Annotated in this window: 21 protein-coding genes and 1 rRNA gene; 17 read left to right on the forward strand and 5 right to left on the reverse strand. The window is 29.3% G+C overall.

Annotation, left to right across the window (positions count from 1 at the left end; genetic code table 11):
• Positions 1-3 precede the first annotated feature (3 nt).
• From rrf to ACRCZX_RS01530, 3 genes are all read left to right on the forward strand, one after another.
• Positions 4-120 (forward strand): 5S ribosomal RNA (rrf, locus tag ACRCZX_RS01520).
• A 53-nt stretch (positions 121-173) separates the two neighbouring features.
• A complete protein-coding gene (gene gmhB / locus ACRCZX_RS01525; protein WP_438581180.1) occupies positions 174-728 on the forward strand; it encodes a D-glycero-beta-D-manno-heptose 1,7-bisphosphate 7-phosphatase in 555 nt (184 codons plus the stop codon).
• Positions 716-766, forward strand: coding sequence for a hypothetical protein (locus ACRCZX_RS01530; protein ID WP_438581231.1), 51 nt, complete (start codon positions 716-718; stop codon positions 764-766). The genes gmhB and ACRCZX_RS01530 overlap by 13 nt, the downstream gene beginning before the upstream one ends.
• On the opposite strand, the gene ACRCZX_RS01535 is transcribed toward ACRCZX_RS01530, so the two are convergent.
• Positions 761-1798, reverse strand: coding sequence for a YeiH family protein (locus ACRCZX_RS01535; protein WP_438581181.1), 1038 nt, complete (start codon positions 1796-1798; stop codon positions 761-763). The genes ACRCZX_RS01530 and ACRCZX_RS01535 overlap by 6 nt on opposite strands.
• Positions 1799-1981: 183 nt before the next feature.
• Between ACRCZX_RS01535 and secA the strand changes: the two genes are divergently transcribed.
• The 8 genes from secA to hslO are packed head-to-tail and all read left to right on the forward strand — an operon-like array spanning position 1982 to position 10876.
• Entirely contained in the window at positions 1982-4603 is a 2622-nt protein-coding gene (gene secA / locus ACRCZX_RS01540) for a preprotein translocase subunit SecA (protein ID WP_438581182.1), read from the forward strand.
• Positions 4604-4612: 9 nt separating this feature from the next.
• On the forward strand, positions 4613-5350 hold the full coding sequence (locus ACRCZX_RS01545; protein WP_438581183.1) for a hypothetical protein: 738 nt from the start codon (positions 4613-4615) through the stop codon (positions 5348-5350).
• 55 nt (positions 5351-5405) lie between these two features.
• A complete protein-coding gene (locus tag ACRCZX_RS01550) occupies positions 5406-6248 on the forward strand; it encodes a PHP domain-containing protein (protein WP_438581184.1) in 843 nt (280 codons plus the stop codon).
• A gap of 2 nt (positions 6249-6250) precedes the next feature.
• Entirely contained in the window at positions 6251-7246 is a 996-nt protein-coding gene (rfaD, locus tag ACRCZX_RS01555; RefSeq protein WP_438581185.1) for an ADP-glyceromanno-heptose 6-epimerase, read from the forward strand.
• 8 nt (positions 7247-7254) lie between these two features.
• Positions 7255-8058, forward strand: coding sequence for an undecaprenyl-diphosphate phosphatase (locus ACRCZX_RS01560; protein WP_438581186.1), 804 nt, complete (start codon positions 7255-7257; stop codon positions 8056-8058).
• 16 nt (positions 8059-8074) lie between these two features.
• On the forward strand, positions 8075-9466 hold the full coding sequence (locus ACRCZX_RS01565) for a coproporphyrinogen III oxidase (protein ID WP_438581187.1): 1392 nt from the start codon (positions 8075-8077) through the stop codon (positions 9464-9466).
• Positions 9467-9486: 20 nt separating this feature from the next.
• Entirely contained in the window at positions 9487-9984 is a 498-nt protein-coding gene (locus ACRCZX_RS01570; RefSeq protein WP_438581188.1) for a ComEA family DNA-binding protein, read from the forward strand.
• Between the two features lie 10 nt (positions 9985-9994).
• Positions 9995-10876, forward strand: a complete 882-nt coding sequence (hslO, locus tag ACRCZX_RS01575; protein WP_438581189.1) for an Hsp33 family molecular chaperone HslO — start codon at positions 9995-9997, stop codon at positions 10874-10876.
• 37 nt (positions 10877-10913) lie between these two features.
• Here hslO and ACRCZX_RS01580 read toward each other — a convergent pair whose 3' ends face one another.
• The gene (locus ACRCZX_RS01580; RefSeq protein ID WP_438581190.1) at positions 10914-11189 is read right to left on the reverse strand and encodes a hypothetical protein; all 276 of its coding nucleotides are present in this window, start codon (positions 11187-11189) and stop codon (positions 10914-10916) included.
• A gap of 303 nt (positions 11190-11492) precedes the next feature.
• Here ACRCZX_RS01580 and ACRCZX_RS01585 point away from each other — a divergent pair, with 303 nt between their 5' ends.
• From ACRCZX_RS01585 to ligA, 3 genes are all read left to right on the forward strand, one after another.
• Positions 11493-12674, forward strand: a complete 1182-nt coding sequence (locus ACRCZX_RS01585; RefSeq protein WP_438581191.1) for an ROK family protein — start codon at positions 11493-11495, stop codon at positions 12672-12674.
• A 178-nt stretch (positions 12675-12852) separates the two neighbouring features.
• Positions 12853-13932, forward strand: coding sequence for a FomA family porin-like outer membrane protein (locus ACRCZX_RS01590; protein WP_438581192.1), 1080 nt, complete (start codon positions 12853-12855; stop codon positions 13930-13932).
• A gap of 101 nt (positions 13933-14033) precedes the next feature.
• Entirely contained in the window at positions 14034-16079 is a 2046-nt protein-coding gene (ligA, locus tag ACRCZX_RS01595) for an NAD-dependent DNA ligase LigA (RefSeq protein ID WP_438581193.1), read from the forward strand.
• A gap of 77 nt (positions 16080-16156) precedes the next feature.
• On the opposite strand, the gene celB is transcribed toward ligA, so the two are convergent.
• The 3 genes from celB to ACRCZX_RS01610 all read right to left on the reverse strand — a co-directional run bounded on the left by celB (position 16157) and on the right by ACRCZX_RS01610 (position 19045).
• The gene (celB, locus tag ACRCZX_RS01600) at positions 16157-17497 is read right to left on the reverse strand and encodes a PTS cellobiose transporter subunit IIC (protein ID WP_438581194.1); all 1341 of its coding nucleotides are present in this window, start codon (positions 17495-17497) and stop codon (positions 16157-16159) included.
• Between the two features lie 99 nt (positions 17498-17596).
• Positions 17597-18694 carry a hypothetical protein gene (locus ACRCZX_RS01605; RefSeq protein WP_438581195.1) on the reverse strand — a complete coding sequence of 366 codons (1098 nt, stop codon included), beginning with the start codon at positions 18692-18694 and terminating at the stop codon, positions 17597-17599.
• Positions 18695-18739: 45 nt separating this feature from the next.
• The gene (locus ACRCZX_RS01610; protein ID WP_438581196.1) at positions 18740-19045 is read right to left on the reverse strand and encodes a PTS sugar transporter subunit IIB; all 306 of its coding nucleotides are present in this window, start codon (positions 19043-19045) and stop codon (positions 18740-18742) included.
• A 337-nt stretch (positions 19046-19382) separates the two neighbouring features.
• Here ACRCZX_RS01610 and ACRCZX_RS01615 point away from each other — a divergent pair, with 337 nt between their 5' ends.
• From ACRCZX_RS01615 to ACRCZX_RS01625, 3 genes are all read left to right on the forward strand, one after another.
• Entirely contained in the window at positions 19383-20519 is a 1137-nt protein-coding gene (locus ACRCZX_RS01615) for a hypothetical protein (RefSeq protein ID WP_438581197.1), read from the forward strand.
• 165 nt (positions 20520-20684) lie between these two features.
• Entirely contained in the window at positions 20685-21770 is a 1086-nt protein-coding gene (locus ACRCZX_RS01620) for a DUF871 domain-containing protein (RefSeq protein WP_438581198.1), read from the forward strand.
• A 24-nt stretch (positions 21771-21794) separates the two neighbouring features.
• The gene (locus tag ACRCZX_RS01625) at positions 21795-22133 is read left to right on the forward strand and encodes a PTS lactose/cellobiose transporter subunit IIA (protein WP_438581199.1); all 339 of its coding nucleotides are present in this window, start codon (positions 21795-21797) and stop codon (positions 22131-22133) included.
• Positions 22134-22161 lie beyond the last annotated feature (28 nt).

The following is a 22161-nucleotide window of genomic DNA, read 5'->3' on the forward strand; positions in this document are numbered from 1 at the left end:
TTGATTGGCAACGATAGCTATGGAGGTACACCCAGTAACATTTCGAACCTGGAAGTTAAGCCCATAAACGCTGAAAGTACTTGGGGGGCAGCCCCCTGGGAGGATAGGAAGTTGCCAATCTTTTTTTTATTTTTTGTAAAAAAATGATAAAAACAATAAAGTGAGGTTTTTTTATGAGAAAAGTTATATTTTTAGATAGAGATGGAACAATAAATATAGAAAAATCTTATTTACACAAGTGGGAAGATTTTGAATTTGAGAAAAATGCTATTGAAGGACTTATTGAATTAAAAAATTTAGGATATGAATTTATAGTAGTGACAAATCAATCTGGAATTGCAAGAGGTTATTATACTGAAAATGATTTGAGAATCTTAAATAAAAAAATGGTTATAGAACTTCAAAAACATGGAGTAACAATATTAGAATGTTATTATTGCCCACATCATCCAGATAATGGAATAGGACACTATAAAGCTGTCTGTGAATGTAGAAAACCAAATCCAGGAATGTTATTAGAAGGAATAGAAAAATACAATGTTGATATAGAGAATTCATTTATGGTAGGAGATAAAAAAAGTGATTTAGATGCAGGTGAAAAAGCTGGATTAAAATCAATTCTAGTTTTAAGTGGATACGGAGAGAAAACAAAAATTGAAGTTGAAGGAAAATATTTAATTGCAAAAGATTTATTAGATATTTCTAAACTATTAAAATGTATAAAATAAAAAAAAACTGGATTTTCCAGTTTTTTTTTATTTTATAAGAAGATTTTTATTAAAGCAATAGCTATAACAATTTGTCCAAGTCCAACTAATAATCCGTATAAAGATGCTTTGGGACCTTGTTTTATTAATTCAGCAATATTAATTCTCATACCAATTCCAGCTAATGCTATAATTTCAAGTTTAGATGATATTAATTTAAATGTTGTTGAAATACCTTGAGGAATAAGTCCAAAACTGAAAAGGAAACAAAGTATGAAGAATCCAATTATATACCAAGGAACACCAAGTGATTTTTTCTTTTTAGGTTTAGCATAAGCTTCACTTTCAAGAGCAAATTCAGCATCATTTTCCATTTCTTTTTCAGTATCATTATCTTTAAACTCTCTTGAACACCACATAACAACCACAACTAAGAATACAATTCTTACTATTTTAAATATAGTTGACATCTCAAGAACATCATGATTAACCATACTACCTGCAGCAATAACTTGCCCAACAGATTGTAAAATACCACCTATTAAAGCAGATGTTTGCAGTGTACTATTAGAGTATAAGTAACTAGCAACAGGGATAAGTGCAAACATAAGTAAAGTACCAGTTAAGTTTACAATAGTTATAGATATACCTTTATCGTTATCATTAGCTTTTATAACAGGAGAAGTAGCTCCAATTGCAGATGAACCACAAACAGCATTTCCACTTGCCATAAGAGCACTGAAATGTTTAGAGAAACCAAGTTTTTTTCCAATATACATTGATAAAATTATAGTTAAAGCCATTTGTAGAACAATGAATAATATTCCAGAAAAACCAAGTTCTAAAATTGTGCTAAAACTTAAAGTACCACCAAGTAAAACGATTGAATATGATAATAAGTCGCCTTCTGAAAATTTAGAACCAGCAGCGAACACTTTAGATTTAGCAAATGTATTACTGGCGATTAAACCAAAACCAATAGCTAATGGCGCTCCACCAATGCTAGGGATAAATTTACCGAAAAATAGTCCTAATTGTGCAATCAAAATACACATTATTAAACCAGGAATTATTTTCTTTATAAAGTTCATTATAAAAACCTCCTAAGATATATTTAATTTCATAATATAATATACCATACTTTTCAAAAAAATAATAGCTTTTTTTGAATCACGAGTCAAAAAAGTGGAATGGTCTATAAATTGACTAATAAATCTAATTATGGTAATATATTTATAAGAAATGATCATAAAAAAGCTAGGAAGGATGTAGGGATGTTTGGAGATTTGTTAAAGAAGATTTTTGGTACAAGAAATGACAGAGAGATTAACAGAATTAAAAAATTGGTAGCAGCAATAAACTCATTAGAACCTGAAATTGAGAAGCTTTCAGATGAAGATTTAAAAGGTAAAACTTATGAATTTAGAGAGAGGTTAGAAAAAGGCGAGATATTAGATAACCTTTTAGTTGAAGCTTTTGCAGTTGTGAGAGAAGCTTCGAAAAGAGTTCATGGAATGAGACATTATGATGTTCAATTAGTTGGTGGAATTGTACTTCATGAAGGAAAAATAACAGAGATGAAAACAGGAGAAGGTAAAACACTTGTTGCAACAGCTCCAGTTTATTTAAATGCTTTAACTAGAAAAGGAGTTCATGTTATTACTGTAAATGATTACTTAGCTCAAAGAGATAGAGAGTTAATGGCAAGAGTTTATGAATTTTTAGGATTAACATCAGATGTAATTGTAAATGGAATGGAAAATAAAGATAGAAAAGCTGCTTATGAGGCAGATATAACTTATGGTACAAATTCTGAATTTGGATTTGATTATTTAAGAGATAATATGGTTAATAAGTTTGAAGATAAAGTTCAAAGACCATTAAATTTCTGTATAGTAGATGAAGTAGATTCTATATTAATAGACGAAGCAAGAACTCCATTAATAATATCAGGAGCAGCATCTGAAACAACAAAATGGTATTCAATTTTTTGTCAGGTTGCATTTAGATTGGATAGAAGTATAGAAACAGAGAAAATTAAAGATGCTAAAACAAAAAAAGAGATGAATATTCCTGATGAACAATGGGGAGACTATGAAGTAGATGAAAAAGCTAGAAATATAGTTTTAACTGATAAAGGAATTAAAAAAGTAGAACAACTATTAAATATTGAAAATCTATATTCACCAGAACATGTTGAGTTAACACACTACTTAAACCAAGCTTTAAAAGCGAAGGAACTATTTATAAAGGATAGAGATTATCTTATTAGAGAGGGAGAAGTAGTTATAATAGATGAGTTTACAGGAAGAGCTATGGATGGAAGAAGATATTCAGATGGTCTTCACCAAGCAATTGAAGCAAAAGAGGGAGTAAATGTAGCAGGAGAGAATCAAACTTTAGCTTCAATTACGCTTCAAAATTACTTTAGAATGTATGAAAAATTAGCGGGAATGACTGGAACTGCTGAAACAGAAGCTTCAGAGTTTATGCATACTTATGGATTAGAAGTAATAGTAATACCAACTAACAAACCTATTAGAAGAGTAGATTTCCCTGATTTGGTTTATAAAACAAAAAAAGAAAAAACAAATGCTATAATAACTAGAATAGAGGAACTTTATGCAAAAGGACAGCCAGTTTTAGTTGGAACAGTATCAATAAAAAGTTCAGAAGAGCTCTCAGAGCTATTAAAAGAGAAGAACATACCTCATAATGTACTTAATGCTAAGTTACATGAGAAAGAAGCTGAAATCATAGCTCAAGCTGGTAGGTATGCAGGAGTAACAATAGCTACGAATATGGCTGGTAGAGGAACAGATATAATGTTAGGAGGAAATCCTGAATTTAGAGCTATAGCTGAAATTGGAAGCAGAGATGCTGGAAGTTATCCAGTTATATTTGATAAATATAAAGCTGAATGTGAAGCTGAAAAAAGAAAAGTGATTGAAGCTGGAGGATTATTTATACTTGGAACTGAAAGACATGAGTCTAGAAGAATAGATAACCAGTTAAGAGGAAGAGCAGGAAGACAAGGAGATCCTGGAGCATCTGAGTTCTACCTATGCTTAGAAGACGACTTGATGAGATTATTTGGATCTGAAAGAATTCAAAGTGTTATGGAAAAATTAGGTTTACCAGAAGGAGAATCTATTCAGCATAGAATGATAAATAAAGCTATTGAAAATGCTCAGAAAAAAGTAGAATCTAGAAACTTTGGAATCAGAAAAAATCTACTTGAATTTGATGATGTAATGAATAAGCAAAGAGAAGCAATATATTCTAGCAGAAATGAAGCCCTGGAAAAAGAAGACCTAAAAGAAACAATTTTAGGAATGCTAAAATCTAGTATTTCTGATATAGTAGTAGAAAGATTTATAGGAGAATTTAAAGAAGAATGGGATATATCTGGAGTTAAAGATTCTATATTAGAAAAATACGCCTATGAAATAACTGATTTAGAAGAGTATAAAGCTTTAACTGTAGAAGAGTATGCTGAAAAGTTATATTTAATAATTTCAAAAGAATATGAAGATAAAGAAGTTGACTTAACTTCAGAAGTTATGAGAAAAGTTGAAAAATACGTTCTGTTTGAAGTTGTAGATGCAAGATGGAGAGAACATTTAAAAGCATTAGATGCACTTAGAGAAGGAATATACTTAAGATCATATGGTCAAAAAGATCCACTAGTAGAGTATAAAATAATATCTGGAGATATGTATTCAAGAATGCTTTCAACAATAAAAGCAGAAGCTACATCTTATATGTTTAAAGTTGTTATTAAGAATCCAGAAGAAGAGATATTAGAACCTGGTGAAGGTGAAGAGTTAAATTTTGATTCAAACTGTATTTGTGGAAGTGGAAAAATATACGGAAAATGTTGTGGAAGAGTTTAGGGAGGGAAAATGAAAAAGATTTTAGTTTTAGTTGCAACAGTAGCTCTATTAACAGCTTGTAGTTCAACAAATAAAAATGGTATTAGCTTACAAGAAAAATATAAAGTAGATATAGTAGCTATGAAAAATTGGGAAGAAACATTTACTAATGTAATAACTGGAGAAGCTGAATTAGAAGATTGGTATGGTGCTGATCAACCTATAAGTTTCTTAGCTAGAAATCAAAAATTAGATCAAAAACAAGTTAAGTTCTTAGATTCTTTAAAAACAAAAGGAGATATTACCGAAGCTGATCAAGATGAGTTTAATGCTATTTTAGCAAAGACAGTTAAAAAACTTCCAAGAGAGTATTATTTAAAAGATGAAAATTTAAAAGATCCTACAGGATTAGCAAAACATATGGTAGCACAGTCATACATTAGAATGATGAATCCATCAAATCATATATCAAATGAAGTAGCTACAAAAGAGGAATGGCAAGAGATTGTAGGATTCTCTAAAAAAGATAATTTAACAGAAAAAGAGATTAAAAGATTTAGAAAGATATTAAATAAATTTATAAAAAGAGGAGAATTCTTTGATTCTAAAACTTGGTATTTTGTAGAAGTTTCACCTAGAGTTATAGAAGTAAATAATATCTATAAAAAAACTGATAAAACAAAGTTAGAGAAAAATAATGTAAATGCAAAATCTTTATATTTAGCATATTCTGAATATTTCTCAAAATTAGAAAAGTGGGATGACTAAAAAATTATGGCGCCTTTAGAAATAAAGGTGCCATATTCAATTGTAGGAGGATTTTATGAAAGAGAGATATGATCTTCACACTCACACAACATATTCAGACGGAACGTTTTCAGTAGAAGAACTTTTAAAAAGAGCTAAATATGTTGGATTAACAGGAATTGCAATAACAGATCACGATACTATGGAAGGAATTCGAGAGGCACGAGAAATAGCAAAAGATTTAGGCTTGGATTTTATATCAGGAATAGAGTTTTCATGTTTTTATAATGGATATGAAATTCATATTTTAGGTTATCTTTTAAATGAAAAGTCAGAAAAATTAGCAACTAAATTATTAGATTTAAAAAAATCTCGTAGAGAAAGAAATGAAAAAATTATAAAAAGACTAAATAATTTAGGCTTAAAAATAACAATAGAAGAGATAGAAAATGAAGCAACTGGAAGTATTGTAAGCCGAGCTCATATATGTAATGTAATGATGAAAAAAGGCTTTGTATATACAAAAGGAGAAGCCTTTAGACAATATTTAGGAAATAAGGGAGCAGCTTACATAGAAAAAGGTGGCTCAAGTCCAATAGAAATAATAGAGTTAATAAAAGAGTGTGGAGGTGTATCAGCACTAGCTCATCCACATTTAATTTCAGATTCAAAAGAAGTAGTAGAAAAAATATTAAATATACTCATAAAAGCAGGATTGGATGGACTCGAAGTTGAGTATAGTTCATATTCAGTTCAAGATACTAAATATTATAAAAAAATAGCATCAGACAAAAATCTTTTGGCTGTAGGAGGATCTGATTTTCATGGTGAAAATAGAGTTGGAGTTGATTTAGCTCATACTTCAATATCTAAAGAGGATATAAAAGATTTATTAAAAAGAAAAGAGACGGAGGTTTAAAAGTGATTATAGTAACAGGAGCAGCAGGATTTATAGGAAGTGCTTATATTTGGAAATTAAACGAGATGGGAATAAATGACATATTAGCTGTAGATAAACTTAGAATGGAAGAAAAATGGCTTAATTTAAGAAAAAGAGATTACGCTGACTGGTGTGATAGAGATGAGTTGTTCAATTGGTTAAAAGTTGAAGAGAATGCATCAAAGGTAAAGGCAATTTTACATATGGGAGCTATCTCTGCAACGACAGAAAAAGATGGAGATCTTTTAATGAAAAACAACTATGAGTATTCTAAAAATTTATGGAATTTCTGTGCTGAAAGAGATATCACATATGTTTATGCATCTTCAGCAGCTACTTATGGTGGGGGAGAGCAAGGCTATAGTGATGAAGCTTCAGTAGAAGAGCTAAAAGAATTAATGCCTTTAAATAAATATGGATATTCTAAAAAATTCTTTGATGACTGGGCTTTTAAACAAGAGTCAGCACCAAAACAATGGATAGGAGCTAAATTCTTTAATGTTTATGGACCACAAGAGTATCATAAAGGAAGAATGGCTTCAATGGTATTTCATACATTTAATCAATACAATGCTGATGGTGGAGTAAAGCTATTTAAATCTCATAAAGATGGATATAAAGATGGAGAGCAATTAAGAGATTTTATTTATATAAAAGATGTTGTTGATATGTTATATTTCTGTATGTTTGAGAAAGTAGAATCAGGAGTTTATAACATTGGAACAGGAAAAGCAAGAAGTTTCTGTGATTTATCAATGGCAACAATGAAAAATACAAGTGAAAATTTTGAGTTAAAAACAGAAGAAGTAATAGAGTTTGTTCCTATGCCAGAAGATTTAAGAGGAAGATACCAATACTTTACAGAAGCTTCTATGAATAAATTAAAATTAGCAGGTTATACAAAAAAATTCTATGATTTAGAAGATGGAGTAGCAGATTATGTTAAGTATTTAAAAAAAGAGGATAGTTATTTATAGGGGGAATCATGAATTCGTTTTTATTAGTTATAATACTGGGGATAGTTGAGGGAATGACAGAGTTTGTTCCAGTTAGTAGTACAGGTCATATGATACTAGTTGAAAGATTTATAAATTCACCATTAGTGTCTAAAAATTTTATGGATAGTTTTTTAGTAATAATTCAATTTGGAGCTATATTATCAGTAGTAGCATATTTCTGGAAAGATTTATCACCATTTGTAAAAACAAAAGATGAATTCAAAGAAAAAATGACACTTTGGAGTAAAATTATAGTTGGAGTATTACCAGCCGGTGTTATAGGACTTTTAGCGGATGATTATATTTCTGAATTTTTTATGGACAGTACAACAATAGTTGCAAGTATGCTCATACTTTATGGAATTATATTTATACTTGTTGAGAGAAAAAAATTTACTGGAAATGTTGATTCAATAAAAAAAATGTCATATAAGTTAGCAATTGCAATTGGATTTTTCCAATGTTTAGCAATGATTCCAGGAACATCACGTTCTGGTGCAACAATAGTTGGAGCATTACTTTTAGGTGTTTCAAGAGCAGCAGCAGCAGAGTATTCATTTTTCTTAGCTATTCCAACAATGGCAGGAGCAACATTATTAAAATTAATGAAAAATGGACTTAATTTTACAACTTTAGAATGGCAACTTTTAGCAGTTGGTTCAGTTGTTTCTTTTATAGTAGCTTATATAGTTATAAATTGGTTTATGGGATATATTAAAAAGAGAACATTTAAAGTTTTTGGAATATATAGAATCATAATTGGAATATTAGTTTTATTATTAATGAGATAGAAAGTGGTGTGTTTGAGTGTCTATAGTTACTAACTTTCCTTTAAACGAGAAAAGTGTAGAAGAGTTTGTAAGAATTCTGTTGCCAGAAGCAATAGGAAAAGATATAAAAGGTGAGGTAATTTATTCTGAAAATAAAATACTGATTAAAGTAGAAATCGATGGAAAAAATGCTACAATAGAAGAAGAAAATTTTGAGAGCTTAATTCATGATCAAAGTATAATAATGTTAAAAGGCGCAATTTTGAAGGCTTTTAATAAAAATTATTCTTGGGGAAGTTTAGTGGGAGTAAGACCTACTAAAATGACAAGAAGATTTTTTCAAATGGGATTTACGAAAGAGAGAGTTGTAAAACTATTAAACAATATGTATTTAACAAGTTTTGAAAAGATAGATCTTTTGATGAGAGTAATAGAAACAGAAGAGAGATTATTAAATAAAAAAGCTATGAATATGTATATAGGAATTCCATTTTGTCCATCAAAATGCAGATATTGTTCTTTTGCATCATATGAAATCAATAGTAGTTTAGGAAGATTTTATCCAAAGTTTGTAGAAACTCTTTTAGATGAAATAAAGTTAGTAGGTGAGTTGTCAAAAGAGAAGAAATTTAATTATGAATCAATATATATTGGTGGAGGAACTCCAAGTATTTTAACTGCAAATGATACTGAAAGAGTATTAAAAGCGATTCATGAACATATAGATTTGTCAAATGTAAAAGAGTTTACTTTTGAAGCTGGAAGAGAGGATGCAATAACAAGAGAAAAATTAGAAATTTTAAAAAAATACTGTGTAGATAGAGTTAGTTTAAATCCACAAACGTTTAAAGAAGAAACTTTAAAAGATTTAAATAGAACTTTTAACAGAGAACATTTTGATGAAGTTTATAGAGATATAAAAGAGCTTCAATTTATATTAAATATGGATATAATTTTAGGTTTACCTGGAGAGAATGTATATGATATTTTAAATACTTTAGAAGAGTTAAAAAAATACGATATAGAAAACTTAACAGTGCACTCTTTAGCTAAGAAAAAAGGTTCAATTCTTTATCATGAGAATTTTGAAGAGTCAGAAGTAGAAAGATTAATTGTAGAAGGTGCTATAAATAACCTAGTTAAAGAAAAAGGCATGCAACCTTACTATATGTATCGTCAAAAAAATAGTTTAGAGTGGGGAGAGAATGTAGGCTATTCAATTCTTGGAGCAGAGTCTAGATTTAATATAGAGATGATAGAGGAAAATCAACAAACTATGGGATTGGGTGGTGGAGCAATAAGTAAATCTATACATAAAGACACAGAGTATAATGATCAGATTGAAAGATTGGTAAATCCAAAAGATCCTGCACTTTATATAGCAGAGATGAGATTAAGACATAATAAAAAAATAAAATTTTTCTCATAGAATAGATAAATGGAGAAATTATGAAAAAATGGATGATTTTAATTTTAACACTCTTTTTAAATATAGTTTCTTACTCTATAATAGAAAGTGAGTTTAAAGTTATTGAAAGTAAAAATACTTTATCAGCTCAAAATCTATTGCTAGATATAAACGAAGCGAGTAAAGCAGAGATGCTAAAAAATAGTATTTCGAAAAGTTATGTAGATAAAATAGTAGAATATCGTGAGATAACAGGCGGCTTCCAAGAGATTAGCAACATGAAAAGAATCTCTGGTATAGGAGCTAAAACTTATGAAAAGTTAAAGATTAAATTTAAAGAACCCAAAAATGTAAAATTAAAAAAGTTTAAAATTAATGAAGTAGATGACAAAATTTTAATTTATTACGGATTTGGTAAAAAAGAGATAGTGGTTATTAAAAAGTATAGAGAAACTAGTATTTTTAGAAATAATTTAGATTTAAAAAAGGTTATTTCAAGTAAAAAATATGAAGAGTTAAAAAATTATATAGAATATTAGAGGTGAAAAAATGAGTAAAATAATTAGAGGATTAAGTAAAAATGCAAGATTCGTTTTAGTAGATACAAAAGATATAGTACAAGAAGCTTTAGATATTCATAAATGTAGTCCAACTGCAATTTCAGCTTTTGGAAGACTATTATCAGCTTCAGTAATGATGGGCGCGACTTTAAAAGGTGATGATATACTAACACTTAGAACATCAACAAATGGGTTATTATCAACTATGGTTGCAACAGTAGATAAAGATGGGGTAAAAGGTTATCTTTCAAATGGAGACGCTGATTTACCATCGAAAGAGAATGGGCAACCAGATGTTCAGAACTTAGTAGGAACAGGTATGCTTCATGTAATAAAAGATTTAGGATTAAAGGAACCTTATGTTGGAATATCTACAATAACAAGTGGAGAGATTGCTTATGACATAGCTTATTACTACGTAACTTCAGAACAAACACCAACCGTAATAGCGTTAGGTGTAGATTTAGAAAATGAAACGACAGTTAGATCTTCTGGTGGATACATGATCCAACTTTTACCAGATGCAACTGAAGAGTTTATTGTAGAACTAGAAAAGAAAATTTCTGCAGTAAAAAGTGTAACAGAGTTGTTTAAAGGTGGAATGAGTTTAGAAAATATGTTGCATCTTTTATATGATGATATGAACGATGAAAATCCTGAAAAATTAATTGAAAATTATGAAATTTTAGAAACAAAAGAGATAAAATATAATTGCAATTGCAATAGAGATAAGTTTTATAGAGGAGTAATTACTCTTGGTAAAACTCAGTTAGAAGAGATTTTAGAAGAAAAAGGTGAAGTAGAAGCAGAGTGTCATTTCTGTGGAAAAAGATATTCTTTTAAAAAAGATGATTTGTCAGAAGTGCTATAATAGAAAGCTCCCCATTTTTGAGATGGGGAGCTTTCTATTATTCTTCAACTATACCTAAAATTTCATCTAGTTCTAAGAGTATCTTTTCTTTTGATAAATGGTTGATTATAATTCCTGATTTTTTAGAAAAAATAACTTTAGTATTAATTGAAAATTTAGAAGTAATACTATACTCGTCGCTTGTAGCAATAATATTACCAACTCTATAATTTTTTTCATCGTTGTTTTGAATAAGTATAATACCATTTGAAGTTGTTGATTCTAAATTGATAATTTCAACTAAAACTCTGTTGCCAATCGGTTTAATTTTCATAAAATCCTCCTAAAAAATTAAGATACTAGATTGTAGCTAAAAAAAATAAGAAAAGCAATAAAAAAAAGAAGAGATGACGGGTTCATCTCTTCTAACGGGTATTTCTAACCATAAACTGGAGGGTCTCTGGTTATATATAATAAGTTTAGCACCTTATTATTGTTTTATGTTATAATTAATTGAAAATATCAAATATTTTCAACATAGTAAAAAAATAAAGCTTGTTTACAGTTAAATTCTTTTACAAGGTAAAATATACAACAAAAAAAATGGTTTGTCAATAAAAAGTTTAAAGGAGTGGGGATGGATTTTAAAACTCAAAATAAAAATATTACTAATTTATTAAAATTTATTGATGGATGTGGTGGTTCAAATAAATTAGAAATAGCAGAAAACATAATGGTTTCTCCAGCAGCGGTGACAAAAATTTCTAAAAAGTTATTAGGGGACAATATACTTTTAGAAAAAAAATATGTAGATATAAATGGAAGAAAGAAAAACCTTTTAATTATAAATTACAATAGATTTTATTCAGTGGGAGTGTTGATTGAAGAAAATAGTACAAAAGTAGTTTTAACAAATTTAAAAAATGATATTATTTCTGAATTAGAATTTATAAATAACTACAATGGAAATTTTGAAAACTATTTAAAAGCATTGCTAGAGTTTATAGATAAACTTCAAAAAAAGAGTGAAGTAGAAGCAGATAAAATTATTGGTGTAGGCGTTGTAATGAGTAATGAGTTTATAGTAAAAAAATCTTTAGACTTATTTAAAGAAGATAGATTTTTAACGTTAAAAAAATCTATAATGGAAAAATTTGAAGCTTATGTTTTTGTAGAAACAGAAATAAGAGCAGAATCTCTTTATCAATCTTTTTTAGAGCCTGAACATAAAAACTTTTTCTTTATTAAGTATGAAGAAAAGAGAGGCAGTTCAATAATAATAGATAATAAACTATTAAATCCAGCAATATCACACTATAGATCAATGGGAACAAGACATTTTATAGTAGAACCAAATTCAGAGGTTTATTGTGAGGTCTGTAAGAAAAAAGGCTGTTTTGAAACAATGGTTTCACCAAAAAATATCATTAATGATATAATAAAAGAAAATAACTATTCTTCTATAAAAAAAGAACTGTATAAAAATATGAGTTTAAAAGAGTTTGTAAAAAGAGCGGAAGATGGAGAGCTAGATGAATGTAAGTCATTGAGAAAAATTGCAAAATATATAGCAATTTTAATGATAAATCACAACAATTTACTTCCACTAGATACTTTTCTACTTTCAGGAGAAACATTTAAAAGTACATTATTCTTAAGTTATCTAAAAATGTATTTACAAGAGTTTCAACTTGGAGAAGTAAATGAAAAACTAATAGTAGTAAATACAGAAATGAAAAAAGAAGAGTTGATAGCATCTTTTTTACCAATAAATTATATGTTTTATAATTACCATTTTGCAGAGAATCTACATCGTTAACAAGGTAAAATAAATTATAAATACTATTTAACTATAAAATCAATGTATTCAAGGTTTTGAAGCTGTTTCTCTATAAAAATAAAATTTACCTAGAAAAATTTTATTTACAAAAAATGGAAAATATTGTATAAAAGATATAGTGGAAAAAATAACACAATAAAAAATCGGAGGGGATTTTATGAAAAAATTAGCACTTTTATTAGGATCTTTACTGGTAGTAGCGACTGCAGTTCAAGCAAAAGAGATTGTAGCAGCACCAGTTGAAGTATCAAAAGAGATTATAGTTGTAGCTGAGCCTGTTGTTGAAGAGGTAGCAGTAGAAGTAGTAGTAGCACCAGAATTCAGACCGACTGGATATGTAGGAGTACAATATAAAGCATACGGAAACACAGAAAATGCAGGAGATAAGGTATCTTCTAACGATGAGTGGAACAATGGTTCAAACAACTACTCAAGACTTGAAACTACTTTTGGAGTTGCAGCAACTGAGAACTTCTCTTTAGAGGGAAGAATTAGAGATTACAACAACTTAGAAAGAAATGATGAGAAGTATAATAACACAAGAACAGGAACTGAAACTAGATTAAGAGCTTATTACAAGCATAATGATCTATTCACTTCAAGAGTAGAATATATGGATACAACATCTGACTCTCAAACAGTTGAATACCAAGCTAGATTCAATGTATACAAAAACGAAGGAGCTTTATTAAGCAACGTGGTAATAGCACCTAAGTTCAAGCATGAGTTTGCAGAAGATGGTGGAGGAAACCATACTAATACTGTAGGAGCTGACATAGAGTACGCTGGTAACTTACCATTAGGATTTACTTGGGATGGAACAGTTTACTTAAACCAAAACTTCTATGGAAAAGACATTCAAACTGGAGTTAATTTAAACGAAACTAAAGATGAAGAGTTTGTAGTTAGTTGGGAAATGTACCTATATAAAACTATAGGATTATACTCAAATGATAAATATGCACTTGATTTCAACTTCGAAGGTGGATATGATGCATATGACTTTAGACAATATGACAGATATTCTGCTGATTCAAAATTGAAAACAGAAGATAAAAATACATACAGCTTATACACTCTATTAACTTTAGATGCTGAATACAAAGTAACTGAAAACTTTGCATTAAACACTGGAGTAGGAGCAGAGTATAGAAACTGGGATAACAAAAGTGAAGGATCTGCATCTAACTGGAGATGGCAACCACTTGCATACGCTGGTATGAAAGTAACTTTCTAATAATATATAAAAACCCTTGGAAAAATCCAAGGGTTTTTTTTTGTTTTGTTGAATATATGATATAATTAGGGTAAAAATAAAAAATAAGGTGGTGTAAAACATTGAAGCTTTTTGAAACTATAGAAGAAAAAAATCCCCAAAACAAAATAGAAGAGCTAAGAAAAGAGATAGAGCGTTACAACTATTATTACTATACAAAAAACGAGTCAATTATATCAGATTTTGAGTTTGATAAACTTTTAAAAGAGTTAGAAAAATTAGAAAATGAAAATCCAGAATATTTAGAAAAAAAATCTCCTACGTACTCTGTAGGAGCGGTAAATTTAAAAGAATCAAAATTTAAAAAGGTAGTTCATAAAAAACCAATGCTTAGTTTAAATAATTCATATAGCATAGAAGATGTAATATCTTTTAATGAAAGAGTAAGAAAAAACTTAGATAACGATTATAAAGAGCTAGAGTATGTGTTAGAGTTGAAGCTGGATGGAGCTAGTATAAGTATCATATATGAAAACGGTCGGCTTTTAAGAGCTGTTACAAGAGGTGATGGGATAGAGGGTGAGGATGTTACAGAAAACATACTCGCTATCCAAAGTATTCCAAATTTTTTAAAAGAAAATATAAGTATAGAAGTTAGAGGAGAGATTGTATTACCACTAAGTAGATTTAAGACTTTAAATCTAGAAAGATTAGAAAATAGTGAAGAAATTTTTGCAAACCCAAGAAATGCAGCAAGTGGAACTTTAAGACAATTGGATTCTGAAATTGTTAAATCGAGAGGGTTAGATGCATATTTCTATTTTTTAGTAGATGCAGAAAAATATGGATTTAAAACTCATAGTGAAAGTTTAAATTATTTGGAAAAAGTAGGAATAAAAACAACTCGTGTAGCAGAACTTATAACTGACGTGAATTGTATGGAAAAAAGAATAGCTTTTTGGGAAAAAGAAAAAGAGAAGTTAGATTTTGAAACCGATGGATTGGTTATAAAATTAAACCTTATTAATCTTTGGGATGAGGTTGGATATACAACGAAAAGTCCAAGATGGGCTATAGCATACAAGTTTCCTGCAAAACAAATTACAACTGAGCTTTTAAATATAACTTGGCAAGTTGGAAGAACAGGAAAGGTAACACCAGTAGCAGAGTTAAAAGAGGTAGAGTTATCAGGTAGTAGAGTTAAAAGAGCAAGTTTACACAATATGGATGAAATTAAAAGAAAAGATATCAGAATTGGAGATAGAGTTTTTATAGAAAAAGCAGCAGAGATTATCCCACAAGTTATAAGCGCTATTAAAAATGTTAGAACAGGAGAGGAGAGAGAGGTTGTAGCACCAACTAATTGTCCTGTGTGCAATACACTTTTAGAAAAAGCTGAAGGGCTTGTAGATTTAAAATGTACAAACTCTTTATGTCGGGCTATAGTTAGAGGTGGAATAGAGTACTTCGTTTCACGTGATGCTATGAATATCAGTGGATTTGGAAGTAAAATAGTAGAAAAAATGTTGGAACTAGGATATATAAAAGATATAACTGACATATATAAACTATATGAACATAAAGACGAACTTATGAAGCTCGATAAAATGGGCGAAAAGAGTGTTCAAAAACTACTAGATTCAATAGAAAAAAGCAAGAATAGACCTTACTCAAAAACTTTGTACTCTTTAGGAATCCCTTTTGTAGGAAAATTCTTAGGAAATGTATTAGCTAAAAAAAGTAAAAATATTGTAGCTTTAAGCGTTATGAAAAAAGAGGAACTTTTAGAGATTGATGGTGTTGGAGAAAAAGTAGCAGAATCTGTATTCAGCTTTTTTAAAGACGAAAAATCTTTAGAAATTGTAGAAAAACTAAAAGATTTTGGAGTTAATTTTACAGAAGGTGAAAACTCTAAAGTAGATTTAACGGAAGTTGATGAAAGATTTATAGGAAAAACATTTTTATTTACAGGAAAGTTACAAAAGTTTAAAAGAGAAGAGATAAAAGAATTAATTCAAAATTTAGGTGGAAGTAATCTTTCAACAGTAAGTAAAAAATTAGATTATTTAATTGTTGGAGAAGATGCTGGAAGTAAGCTTAAAAAAGCAGAAGAGTTAGGAAATATAACGATCTTAACAGAGGATGAATTTTTAAAGTTAACAAAATAGAAAAGGGAAACACCCGAGTGAACTAGTTCACTCGGGTGTTTTTTATTTAAAATTAGCACTTTTAAATAACTTTTTGATTAGATTGTTGATCCTTCAGTTTCTTCTAATGACTTTTCATAAACTCTTAAGAATGGCATATAAAGGAAGAATGATATTGCAACGAGACCACAACTTAAGATGAAAGCAGTAACACTGAAGTTAGTACCTAATAAAGCTCCTATTGGTCCTGGAGTTGTCCAAGGAACAAGAGTTACTATTTTACCTACTAGACCAAACTTTGTAGCAAACCATGCTATAGAAGCATTTAACACTGGTATTCCAACAAATGGAATGAATAGTAAAGGATTCATTACGATTGGTGCTCCAAACATAATAGGTTCGTTTATGTTAAATACAGCTGGAATAACTGAAAGTTTTCCAATTGATTTAATATGTGCATTTTTACTCACAGTCATAGCAAGGGCAAGTCCTAAAGTAGCTCCAGCTCCTCCTATGTAAACATAAGCATCAAGGAATCCACCTGCAAATATTTTTGGTAAAGTATCACCAGCAACAACTGCAGCTTGGTTAACAGCAAGGTTAGATAAAGTTATTGAGTTAATAATAGCTATAACAATATTTGTTCCGTGTAATCCAGCAAACCATAAAAGGTGAGTTATTATGATAATAAAGATTACAGAGATTAATGAATCAGACATATTTAGTAATGGAGCAAAAGCTTTTAAGATAATTTCTGGAACCATGATACCTAAATTCTTTACTGCAAAGATATTAGCAGCGTGGAATATGATTGTTACGAAAACAATAGGAATCAGTAGTTCGAAAGATTTAGCAATTGCAGGTGGTACTGAATCAGGAAGTTTGATAACAAACTTCTTTTGTACAAGTAGTCTGAAAATTTCGATAGCAATTATTCCACCAAGAATAGCTGTAAATAAACCTTTTGCATCTAAGTATCTAGCATCCATAACAGGCATCCATCCACCGTTAGGGATTAAGAATAGTTTGCTAGCACCTTCTGCTTGACCAACAGGTAACCAATCGAGCTTAGCAGATGTCAGTAAAAATGCATATAGTGATAAGAATCCACCAGTTGTACTGTTTAAACCATAACTAGTAGATAAAGACATTCCAATTCCGTAAGAAACAAATAAAGACATAATTCCCATACTTACATAAAACGGTTGTACTAAATCTCCTTTGAAAGCTCCCATTAAATCAGCATACCATTGCATATAAAGTACATTGCTAGGATCAGTAAATGGTAGGTTTACCATTAAAAGGATAAATGAACCGATGATAAGAAACGGCATTGTGTAAACGAAACCGTCTTTGATTGCATTTAAATATCTGTTTTGTCCAACTTTTCCAGCAATTGGCATAAGTTTTTCTTCAATAATAGTCATAAATTTACTCATAATATTTCCTCCGTTTTTTTAATTTTGATTATTTCGAATTTTATAGAAAGGGGTGGAGGAAAATCTTCCCCTCCCCATAATTCTTTAATATTTTTTTAATTAGTTAAACTTGTAGTTTAAACCAACGTATGTCCACCACATGTCAAGGTCTTTTTTACCGTTTTCATTAGCTGTACCTAAGATATCTCCGTTACCATATTCTCTAACGCTATCCTCATAAGCAACTCCTACGAAAGTAGAGAATTGATCGTTGATTACATAGTTAGCCATTAACTCATATCTGATTCTATCTCCAGCAGCATATTCCCAATCTCTAACGTATGAACCAGAATTTTTTGTATCCATAGTTTTATCTAAAGTAAATCTAACTCTAGGCATAATAGTTAATTTTTCAGTAGCTTGATATGGCATCATAATTCTGATTTGAGTTTCAACCATTTCATAACTATCATACATTTCACCAGTTGTGTAAACAGTTGGATTGAATGATAACTTATCAGTTAACTTAAAGCTAGGACCGAAGTCGCCTTCCCAATACCAACCATTATCTCTGTCAGAAGATATTGTATAAGATCCAATACCATTATTGTTAGCATCTTTAACTTCTGTTAAACCAGTTGATTTATCTTTATCCATACCAACAACTAACCAACCAGCAAGAAGTCCATTAAAGTGATTAAAATCAGTTCCTAATTCATATCTATCTCTAGTCCAGTTACCTTGATAAGCGTTTCTAGAATAATCTCTAGTTCTTTCTTCATTTCTATATTTTAAATGGAATGCTTGGTTTTCAAATAATTGATATCTAATTTTCCAATCTGCTCTAGTAGCTTCCCATTCAGCATCAGCAGAAGAGAATCCAATATCTCCACCAAATCTTTTTTCAACTAATAAATCTAAAGTTAATTTTCCTTTTGTTGCAGATATTCCAGTTCCTATGAAAGTTCCATCTTCGTCATCCCCTATTGATGTTCCAGGTCCTTGCCATCTTAAAGCTGAACCATTATCAAAATCTTCTGTTTCTAAATATGCTCTTCCAGAGAACGACCAAGCTTCAACTGGAGCTTCTTCGATTATTACCACTGGTTCAACAATAACTTCTTTACTGCTTTCTACAGCAGGTGCTATAACCTCTTTAGCAAATACGTTTGTACCTAATAAAGATAAAGCAGCTAATAAATAAAGTGATTTTTTCATTTTGTTACCCTCCCGTGTTTTTAATAAAAGTGTTTTTATATTGTGTTATTTAATTAAGCTTAAAGCGTGATCTAAAATTTTCTTACCATTTAATGTACCATAAGACATTGTATCAATAACTTCTAAAGGTTTACCAGCAGCAGCAGCTAAAGCTCCTAATTCAGCTTTTTTAAATCTAACTTGTGGTCCTAAAAGAAATACATCATATTGAGGTAGTAATTCATGGAACTGTTCTAAACCAACAGCAGCAATTTGTACCTCTATATTATCAATGGCAGCAGCAGCTTCCATTTTCTTAACAACCATACTTGTTGACATTCCTGCAGAACAAAGTAATAATATTCTTTTCATAATTTTTCTCCCTTTTGATTCGATGTTTTGAATTTTTAATTTATAATCTTCTAAATTTGTCATGAACATTCTTCACTTGACAAATTTATTATATATTATGTTTTGAAAAAAGTCAAATAAGACTTATTTAAAGCTTTTTTCGTCAAATGAAAATCATTTTTATCTTAAAAAACTTGAAAAGCAACGAAAAATGTTGTATTATCTATATGTAACGAAAAAAAAACAAAAATAAAACGTCTAATTTTGGGTTAGAAGTGTAAAAAAAAAACAAAAAAACTTTAAAAAATCTAGTTATTTTTAAAAAAAAATCAAAAAAGGTGGTGTTATTATTAATAAAATGGCTTTTGATTTTTCTAAAAATGATCTTTTTATAGATACAGATAAAAAATTAAACAAAAAAGAAAGAGATTTTTTAGAGGTAATTAGAGAAAAATATAAAAATAAAAATGAAAAATACGTAATTTTTACAGAAAAAGAACTCCTAAACATTGTAAAAGATAAAACGTCAATCCAAGATTTTTTGGATAAATTTTCTAAAAGAAGAATTCATTTAAAATTAGTTGAAAAAGATGAAGAGATATTTTTTTCATCATTTCCAATTTTTGATTTTTATTTAAGAAATAGAGAAGAGTATCGATTGTATGTTTCAAGATCTTTAAAGTCTTTAAAAGAAAGTGGAATATTTGATGATATTGATTTGTTACTTATTTTATTGTTTAGAGATAAAAAAAGTTTTCAACTATACTTGGCGATGATAAAAAATAGAAATCATAATGGATTCTTAATAAGCAGAGATAATTTAAAAGAACTTCTAGGAGTTGGACAAGAAAACTATGAACGATTCTATGATTTTGAAAAAACAATACTAAAACCAGCATTAGAAGACATAAATCAACTTACAAAATACAATATAGAGTATAGTAAAATAAAAAGTAGTGAAGGATTCACAAGTAAGATAATGGAGATAGAATTTAAATTCTCACATAAACTTTCATCTATAGTAGCAGAAGAGGTTGATAGATTATTATTGCCATTAAGGGATAGAGTTCAGTCAATATCAAAGGTAAGTAAAGTAATAGAAGAGGTTTTGTTAAAAGAGGGCGTAGATTTTGTTCGAAATAATTTATATCATTTAGATAAAGGAATGTCAGGTTTTTTAGATTCAGCTATATGTTTAGCTTTAAAAGAAAATCCAAACACAGAGTATGAAGAAAAATATATATTGGTAAGTAAAACATCGGATGTATTTAGCAATAAATTTATATTTGAATCAAGGTTGTATAAAGAGTTATTAAAATGTAAATTCTATTATAACTATAATTTTTTAAAAATTTTAAGAGGTATGACTTTAGGAGAAACTTTAGAATATAAAGATGAAAGACATAAAATAAATATTTTATACTTAGATAAGGGTAGAGAAAGCAGTATAGAGATATATAAAATAGCTGAAGAAGCTACTGGAGAAAAAAAATAATTTAAAGCGTTAACAGAAAAAAAAACGAATAAAAGTATTGTTATTGCTGTAACTGTTAAACGAAAAAAAGATAAAAACTTTTCCCCAAATTTTAAGACTTGACTTATAAGCAAAAATAAAGTAAAACCTAAGTAAAACAAGGTTTTTAGTAGGAGGATTACAGCTATGAAGCAATTAGGTATTTCAATCTATCCATTTCACGCTACTTTAGAAGAAAATAAAAATTACATTGAGTTAGCTGCTAAATATGGATACAAAAGAGTTTTCACTTGCTTGTTATCAGTAGATGGGGATAAGGAAGTAATATTAAAAGAATTTAAAGATACAATTGAGCATGCGAATAGTTTTGGAATGGAAGTTATGGTAGATGTAGCTCCATCAATATTTAGTAAACTAGATATAAGTTATGATGATTTATCTTTCTTTAAAGAGATTGGTGCTGTTGGAGTAAGATTAGACTTAGGATTCTCTGGAAACGAAGAAAGCATAATGACTTTCAATGAGCATGGATTATTAGTAGAGATAAATATGAGTCAAGATACAAATTATGTAAATACAATTATGGATTATATGCCGAATGCTGAAAAATTAGTAGGATGTCATAACTTCTATCCACATAGATATACAGGGCTATCAAGAGAACATTTTAGAAGTTGTAACGAAAGATTTAAAGGGTTTTCTTTAACAAAAGCCGCATTTGTTACTTCACAAACAGGAACATTTGGACCATGGCCAGTAAATGATGGACTTTGTACTTTAGAAGAACATAGAGACTTACCAATTGAGGTTCAAGGTAGAGAGTTATTTAATGAAGGAATAGATGTAGTAATAATTTCAAATTGTTTCCCTACAGAAGAGGAACTGAAAAGATTAGCAGATATAAATAAAGAGATGCTCGAGTTAGAGTGTGAAGTTTATGAAGGTGTTGGAAAGATTGAAAAAGATATAATAGAAAAAGAGTTGCATTTCCATAGAGGAGATATAGGAGAATATGTTGTAAGATCAACTCAATCAAGAGTAAAATATAAAGGAACTCATTTTGAATTATTTAATGCAGTAGATATAAAAAAAGGAGACTTACTTATAGAGTCATCACTTTATGGTCAATATGCAGGTGAGTTACATATAGCTAAAAAAGATATGAAAAATACTGGAAAAACAAGTATAGTAGGAAAACTAGATCAAAACTACATTGGACTACTAGATAATATAAAGCCTTGGCAAAAATTTAAAATTAAAATAAAAAAATAAAAAAATCAGTTCGGGAGGATTACAATGGTAGATTTTACAGAAGATGAATTAGAAGAAATAATATTCACAATAGTAGCATATGCAGGAGAAGCAAAGGGAAACGCTCACCAAGCACTTGCTTATGCAGAAGAGGGTAAATTTGAACTAGCAGAAGAGTGCATGAAAGAGTGTAATGCGTCAGTACTAAAAGCTCACCATGTTCAAACAGATATGATTCAAAGAGAAGCTTCAGGACAAAAAATACCTTTATCAATTGTGTTTGTTCATGCTCAAGATCACCTAATGACAGCTTTATCTGAAAGAGAGCTAATTAAAAAAATGATCTTATTAAATAAAAGATTATATGCTTTAGAAAACAAATAAAAAAAACCCCCTTGTAAAAGGGGATTTT

This window comes from Cetobacterium sp., assembly GCF_051658645.1.
GTDB lineage: Bacteria > Fusobacteriota > Fusobacteriia > Fusobacteriales > Fusobacteriaceae > Cetobacterium_A.

Bases quoted from the DNA above. Each gene is read 5' to 3' on its own strand.
- ACRCZX_RS01620 (WP_438581198.1), top strand. From the start codon at position 20,685: ATGAAGCAATTAGGTATTTCAATCTATCCATTTCACGCTACTTTAGAA.
- ACRCZX_RS01585 (WP_438581191.1), top strand. From the start codon at position 11,493: ATGGATTTTAAAACTCAAAATAAAAATATTACTAATTTATTAAAATTT.
- ACRCZX_RS01535 (WP_438581181.1), bottom strand. From the start codon at position 1,798: ATGAACTTTATAAAGAAAATAATTCCTGGTTTAATAATGTGTATTTTG.
- ACRCZX_RS01570 (WP_438581188.1), top strand. From the start codon at position 9,487: ATGAAAAAATGGATGATTTTAATTTTAACACTCTTTTTAAATATAGTT.
- ACRCZX_RS01610 (WP_438581196.1), bottom strand. From the start codon at position 19,045: ATGAAAAGAATATTATTACTTTGTTCTGCAGGAATGTCAACAAGTATG.
- ACRCZX_RS01580 (WP_438581190.1), bottom strand. From the start codon at position 11,189: ATGAAAATTAAACCGATTGGCAACAGAGTTTTAGTTGAAATTATCAAT.
- hslO (WP_438581189.1), top strand. From the start codon at position 9,995: ATGAGTAAAATAATTAGAGGATTAAGTAAAAATGCAAGATTCGTTTTA.
- ACRCZX_RS01625 (WP_438581199.1), top strand. From the start codon at position 21,795: ATGGTAGATTTTACAGAAGATGAATTAGAAGAAATAATATTCACAATA.
- ACRCZX_RS01545 (WP_438581183.1), top strand. From the start codon at position 4,613: ATGAAAAAGATTTTAGTTTTAGTTGCAACAGTAGCTCTATTAACAGCT.
- ACRCZX_RS01550 (WP_438581184.1), top strand. From the start codon at position 5,406: ATGAAAGAGAGATATGATCTTCACACTCACACAACATATTCAGACGGA.
- ACRCZX_RS01560 (WP_438581186.1), top strand. From the start codon at position 7,255: ATGAATTCGTTTTTATTAGTTATAATACTGGGGATAGTTGAGGGAATG.
- ACRCZX_RS01605 (WP_438581195.1), bottom strand. From the start codon at position 18,694: ATGAAAAAATCACTTTATTTATTAGCTGCTTTATCTTTATTAGGTACA.
- gmhB (WP_438581180.1), top strand. From the start codon at position 174: ATGAGAAAAGTTATATTTTTAGATAGAGATGGAACAATAAATATAGAA.
- ACRCZX_RS01590 (WP_438581192.1), top strand. From the start codon at position 12,853: ATGAAAAAATTAGCACTTTTATTAGGATCTTTACTGGTAGTAGCGACT.
- secA (WP_438581182.1), top strand. From the start codon at position 1,982: ATGTTTGGAGATTTGTTAAAGAAGATTTTTGGTACAAGAAATGACAGA.
- celB (WP_438581194.1), bottom strand. From the start codon at position 17,497: ATGAGTAAATTTATGACTATTATTGAAGAAAAACTTATGCCAATTGCT.
- ACRCZX_RS01615 (WP_438581197.1), top strand. From the start codon at position 19,383: ATGGCTTTTGATTTTTCTAAAAATGATCTTTTTATAGATACAGATAAA.